Annotated in this window: 5 protein-coding genes; 1 reads left to right on the forward strand and 4 read right to left on the reverse strand. The window is 71.3% G+C overall.

The genetic code is table 11. The annotated features are described in order from the left end of the window. Window positions 1-142: 142 nt before the first annotated feature. From ACFV04_RS42995 to ACFV04_RS43010, 4 genes are read right to left on the reverse strand one after another with little or no spacing between them, the layout of a single operon-like run. Window positions 143-1,249 carry an ROK family glucokinase gene (locus tag ACFV04_RS42995; protein ID WP_380349007.1) on the reverse strand — a complete coding sequence of 369 codons (1,107 nt, stop codon included), beginning with the start codon at window positions 1,247-1,249 and terminating at the stop codon, window positions 143-145. Next, window positions 1,246-2,076: an ATP-binding cassette domain-containing protein gene (locus ACFV04_RS43000; RefSeq protein ID WP_380349005.1), complete on the reverse strand. Its 831-nt coding sequence runs from the start codon at window positions 2,074-2,076 to the stop codon at window positions 1,246-1,248. Before ACFV04_RS43000 ends, ACFV04_RS42995 begins: the two co-directional genes overlap by 4 nt. Next, entirely contained in the window at window positions 2,073-3,119 is a 1,047-nt protein-coding gene (locus ACFV04_RS43005; RefSeq protein WP_380349003.1) for an ABC transporter permease, read from the reverse strand. The genes ACFV04_RS43000 and ACFV04_RS43005 overlap by 4 nt, the downstream gene beginning before the upstream one ends. Then, entirely contained in the window at window positions 3,116-4,135 is a 1,020-nt protein-coding gene (locus ACFV04_RS43010; RefSeq protein ID WP_380349002.1) for a sugar ABC transporter substrate-binding protein, read from the reverse strand. The genes ACFV04_RS43005 and ACFV04_RS43010 overlap by 4 nt, the downstream gene beginning before the upstream one ends. Before the next feature lie 311 nt (window positions 4,136-4,446). On the opposite strand from ACFV04_RS43010, the gene ACFV04_RS43015 reads away from it, so the two are divergent. Next, a complete protein-coding gene (locus ACFV04_RS43015; protein WP_380349000.1) occupies window positions 4,447-5,568 on the forward strand; it encodes an alpha/beta hydrolase in 1,122 nt (373 codons plus the stop codon). Window positions 5,569-5,619 lie beyond the last annotated feature (51 nt).

The raw sequence follows: 5,619 nt of genomic DNA on the forward strand, positions 1-5,619 counted from the left end.
TCGTCCACTAAACTTTTTTGGTCCCTGGGGGGTTTTACACCAACACCCCCCGGTTGCCCCCGGGGGGGGTTTTTGCCCGGGGCCCCCCCCCCGGGGGGGGGGGCCCCGCCGCCCCCCCGCCCCGTGATCCCCCGTTCCCGCCCTACAGGGCGCTGCGCTCCACCCGGCGGCGCTTGATGGTGCGGAAGCGCCGGGCCACCTGGCGGGCGAGGTCGGCGGCGCCGACCAGACCGGCGTCGTTGCCGAGGGCGGCGTGCACGATGGCGGCCTCGGGGCGGAAGCCGCGGCCGGTGAGGGTGCGGCGGAAGGTGTCCCGGGCCGGTCCGAGCAGCAGGTCGCCGGCCTCCGAGACGCCGCCGCCGATGACGAAGCGGCCCGGGTCCAGCCCGGCGGCCAGGTTGGCGATGCCGACGCCCAGCCAGGTGCCGACCTCGTAGAGCAGCTCGATGGCGGTCGGGTCGCCCTCCTGGGCGGCCTCGGTGACCAGCGGGCCGGTGATGCCCTCGACCGTCCCGCCCGCCCGCGCCAGCAGCGGCTGCACCACCGGGGACTCCTCGGCGACCAGCTCGCGCGCGTCGCGCACCAGCGCGTTGCCCGAGGAGTACTGCTCCCAGCAGCCGCGGTTGCCGCACGGGCAGCGGTGCCCGCCGGGCAGCACCTGCATGTGCCCGAACTCGCCCGCCAGCCCGTACTTGCCGCGGTCGACGTAGCCGTCCCGGACCACGGCGCCGCCGATGCCGGTGCCCAGGGTGAGCATCACCATGTGGTCCTCGCCCCGACCGGCGCCGAAGCGCCACTCGGCCCAGGCGGCCGCGTTGGCGTCGTTCTCCACGATCACCGGGAACCGCAGCCGCTCGCTGAGCGCCTGCTGGAGCGGTTCGTTGCGCCAGTTGAGGTGCGGGGCGAACAGCACCCGGGAGCGCTCGGCGTCGACCCAGCCGGCCGCGCCGATGCCGACCGCGTGGACGTCGTGCCGGTCGGAGAGCTGCAGCACCAGCTCGACGATGACGTCCTCGACGACCCTGGGGCTCTTGCTCTTGTCCGGTGTGTCGGTGCGCAGCTTCTCCAGCACCTTGCCCTCGCCGTCCACCACTCCGGCGACCACCTTGGTGCCGCCGATGTCGACGCCGATGGTGGGCAGTCGCAGTATCCCCGCGGGCAGGGCCCGGCGGCGGCGCTCGGCGCGCGGGCCGAGGCCGAGCAGGGTGGGCAGGACGGGCGGCCGGGTGGTGCCTTGAGGGCTGGTCACGGCTGCGGACGCTCCTCACGGGAGTCGGGAAGGGAGGGACGGGCCAGCTCGTGCGAGAGTTCGGCGAGGTCGGAGCCGCCGGCCATCTCGGTGGTGAGCTGTTCCAGGCTGATCTCGGCGCGGGGGTGGCTGCCCGCCATCCGGCCGCGCTTGAGCAGGGTGAAGTGGTCGCCGACCAGGTACGCGTGGTGCGGGTTGTGGGTGATCAGCACGACCCCGAGGCCGGCGTCGCGGGCGGCGGTGACGTACTTCAGCACCACCCCGGACTGCTTGACGCCGAGCGCGGCGGTGGGCTCGTCCAGGACGAGCACCTTGGCGCCGAAGTGCACCGCGCGGGCGATCGCCACGCACTGGCGCTGGCCGCCGGAGAGGGTGCCGATCGGCCGGTCGACGTCGTGCAGGTCGATGCCCATCTCGGCGAGCGCCGCCCGGGTGGTGGCGCGCATGCCGTCGGCGTCCAGGCGCAGCCCGCCCCAGCGGCGCGTACCGCGCTCGGAGCCGAGGAAGAAGTTGCGCCAGACCGGCATCAGCGGGACGACGGCGAGGTCCTGGTAGACGGTGGCGATGCCGCGGTCCAGGGCCTGGCGCGGGGAGTCGAAGCGGACCTCCTCGCCGCCGACGGCGTAGGTGCCCTCGTCGTGCCGGTGCAGCCCGGCGATGATCTTGATCAGGGTGGACTTGCCGGCCCCGTTGTCGCCGAGCACGCAGCTGATCTCGCCGGCCCGCAGGGTCAGCGAGACGTCCCGCAGCGCCCGGACGGTGCCGTAGCTCTTGCCGACCCCGTCGAGGGAGAGCAGTTCGTCGTTCATCTCGGCTCCGGTGCTCATCGCGGCCCCCGTTCGGCCCGGCGCTTGACGTAGGCGTTCAGCAGGGCGGCCATCAGCAGCATCGCGCCGAGGAAGAACTTGAACCAGTCCGGGTTCCACTGGGCGTAGATGATGCCCTTGCTGGCCATGCCGAAGATCAGCGCGCCGAGCGCGGAGCCGACCACCGAGCCGTAGCCGCCGGTGATCAGGCAGCCGCCGATGACGGCCGCGACGATGTAGATCAGCTCGTTGCCGACGCCCTCGCCGGACTGCACGGTGTCGAAGGAGAACAGCAGGTGCTGGCCGAGCACCCAGGCGCCGAAGCCGACGCCCAGGTAGAGCACGGTCTTGGTCCGGGCGACCGGCACGCCGACCGCGCGGGCGGCGTCCGCGTCGCCGCCGACGGCGAAGATCCAGTTGCCGAAGCGGGTGCGCAGCAGCACCCAGCTGCCGACCACCAGCAGGCCGAGCCACCACCAGACGGTCGCCTTGATCGTCAGCCCGCCGATGGTGACCTCGGAGGCGAACAGCCGGCGGCAGGACTCGAAGCCCTCCATGTCGGCGATCGACTTGGTGGAGACGGTGCCGGAGATCGCCTTGGTGAGGCCCAGGTTGGCGCCGGTCAGCATCAGGAAGGTGCCGAGGGTGACGATGAAGCTGGGGAGCCTGGTCCGGCCGAGCATCCAGCCGTTGAACCAGCCGATCGCCAGCGTGGTCGCGAGCGAGACCACCACGCCGACCCAGGTCACCGCGGTGAACTGGTAGGAGACCATCGAGGAGGTCAGCGCGGCGGTGGTGACCAGCACGCCGGCCGAGAGGTCGAACTCGCCGCCGATCATCAGCAGCGAGACCGGCACCGCCATGATCCCGATGGTGGACGCCGCGTAGAGCACGGTGCCCAGCGAGCCGACCCGCAGGAACGGCCCGGCGACGGTGGCGAAGACCAGGAACACCGCGACGGCGGCGATCAGCGAGCCCAGCTCCGGGCGGGCCAGGATCCGCCGCAGGGCCGCCGGGCGGTCCTGCGCGAGGCCGTCCTGGGCGAGGAGGTCCTGACCGCTCACCGGGTCCCCCTCGCCACGTACTCGGCGAGCGCGTCGGCGTTGTCCTTGGTCAGGATCTGCGGGCCGGTCTCGACCGGCTTGCCGCCGCCGAGCATGTCCAGGTTGGACTTGTAGAGCCAGAGCAGGTCGACGCCCTCGTAGCCCTGCAGGTAGGGCTGCTGGTCGACGGCGAAGCCGACGCTGCCGGACTTGAGCCCGGCCACCACCTGCGGGCCCAGGTCGAAGGTGTCCAACTCGACGGAGCGGCGGGCGTCCTGGACGGCCTGCAGCCCGGTGGCGGCCATCGCGCCGGAGAGGGTGAGCACGGTGTCGATGGCCGGGTCGGCCTGGAGCTTGGCGGAGATCGCGGCGCGGGCGTCGGGCATGTCGACGCCGTTGACGTAGAGCACCTGGAAGGATCCGCCGGACTTGGCCTGGGCACCGGAGCAGCGCTGTTCCTGGCCGACGTTGCCCTGCTCGTGGATGACGCAGAGCACGTTCTTGCGGCCGCGGGCGGCCAGCTCGGTGCCGGCCGCCTGGCCGGCGGTGGACTCGTCCTGTCCGATGTGGGTGAGCGCGCCGAACTTCTGCGAGTACTCCTGGCCCGAGTTGATGGTGATCACGGGGATGCCGGCCGCCTTGGCCTTCGCCAGGACGTCGGCCATCGCGTCGCCCTTGGCGAGGGTGACCAGCAGGCCGTCCACCTTCTGGTCGATGGCGGCCTGGACGAGCTGGACCTGGTTCTGGGTCTGCGCGTCGTTGGAGTACAGGAAGGTGATGTTGTCCTTGGCGGCGGCCTGCTCGGCACCCTTGCGCACGGTGTCCCAGAACGCGTCGCCCGCACCGGAGTGGGTCACCATGGCGACCTTCCAGCGCGGGGTGGTGACGGCGCTGCCGCCGGCGGCCGCGGCCTTGGCGCGCGCCTCCTCGGCGCGTCTGCCTCCGGTGCTGCTGCATCCGGCGGCGGTGACCGCGAGGGCCAGGACGGCGCACACGGGCCAGAGGCGTGGGGACGGGCGAAAGCGGGTGATGCTCATCCCCATAGTCTCCCTGGCCGGGTTCTACGCGTTCGCACCGCCTCGCCCGGCGGCGCGAACGCCCTGGGAGGTAAGGTTCCGCGGGGGACCTTTCCTGGAAGTTCGCTGAACATCTGGTCCGGACGGCCATCGTCCGGGTGACAGACTAGGCGCCGGTCCGAAGGGGGTTCATCACCGGAAAGTGATGTTCCTCTCAGGTTCCGCACAGAATCGGACGGCAACCGATCATCGGTCGTCGGCCGTCTGATGACATTGACGTGCGTTCGGGCGACTGGGGCCCGGGCGGCGAGCGACCCGGATACGAGAACGCGATGGAACTGACAGGTACGCCATTCTTCCTCCTCACCGTCCTTCTTGTGCCGGTGTCCATCACCGTGGCGTTGCTGTTCTGGGGGAAGGTCGGCGGCCCCGAGCCGGTGAAGGTCCTCTCCCGGATCGTCATGATCATGTTCTGCCAGGTCACGGCCGTCCTGATGGTCTTCGTGATGGTCAACAACGCCAACCTGATCTACGGCAACTGGGACGACCTGCTCGGCACCGGCAACCACGTCCGGGCGGTGCCCCCGGTGCCGCCGTCGGACCAGGCCGCCGGGAGCGGTGACGCCGCCAAGGAACACCCCAAGGTCAAGCAGAGCTTCGGCGGCGTGAACGACCCGCTGGTCCCGGGCGACGTGCAGAAGACCGAGCTCAAGGGTCAGCTCTCCGGCGTCGACGGCGAGGTCCTGGTCTGGCTGCCGCCGCAGTACAACGACCCGGCGTACAAGGACAAGAAGTTCCCCGTGGTCGAGCTGATCCCCGGTTTCCCCGGCTCCTCCTCCACCTGGTACGGCACGCTCAAGGTCTCCGAGCAGCTCAAGCCGCTGATGCAGCAGGGCAAGGTGGCGCCGTTCATCCTGGTCTCGCCGCGCACCGTGCTGCTCGGCAACAGCCAGGACGCCGGCTGCACCGACATCCCCGGCAAGATCAACGCCGACGCCTGGATCACCCGCGACGTCCCGCAGATGGTGCTGGACAACTTCCGCGCCGACCCGTCCTCGGACCGCTGGGCCATCGCCGGCTACTCGGCCGGCGCGCACTGCGCGGCCAAGCTGTCGCTGGCCCACCCCAACCGGTACCGGGCCGCCATCGCGATGTCCGGCTACAACGACCCGGCGAACGAGAAGGACTCGCTGGTCGGCAAGGACCCGAAGCTGCGCGAGGCCAACAACCCGGTCAACATCCTCAAGGCCGCCCAGCAGCCGCCGAAGGTCGCCATGCTGATCAGCGCCTCCAAGGGCGACGGCTTCGAGGACGGCGAGGCGATCCGCGCCGCCGCCAAGGCCCCGACCACCGTCCAGGTGGAGGAGGGCACCGGCCCGCACACCACCGAGCAGTGGAAGAAGATGGTGCCGGGTGCCTTCACCTGGCTGACCTCGATCATCCCCGCCCAGTAACGGGACCACCGCACGACCGCACGCACGAGGGCCCGCCGCGACACCGATCGC

The sequence above is a fragment of the Kitasatospora sp. NPDC059599 genome, assembly GCF_042735125.1.
Classification (GTDB): Bacteria; Actinomycetota; Actinomycetes; order Streptomycetales; family Streptomycetaceae; genus Kitasatospora.

What these genes read in the sequence shown, in the direction of transcription:
- ACFV04_RS43000 (WP_380349005.1), bottom strand. Translation starts at nt 2,076, where the DNA reads ATGAGCACCGGAGCCGAGATGAACGACGAACTGCTCTCCCTCGACGGG.
- ACFV04_RS43010 (WP_380349002.1), bottom strand. Translation starts at nt 4,135, where the DNA reads ATGAGCATCACCCGCTTTCGCCCGTCCCCACGCCTCTGGCCCGTGTGC.
- ACFV04_RS43015 (WP_380349000.1), top strand. Translation starts at nt 4,447, where the DNA reads ATGGAACTGACAGGTACGCCATTCTTCCTCCTCACCGTCCTTCTTGTG.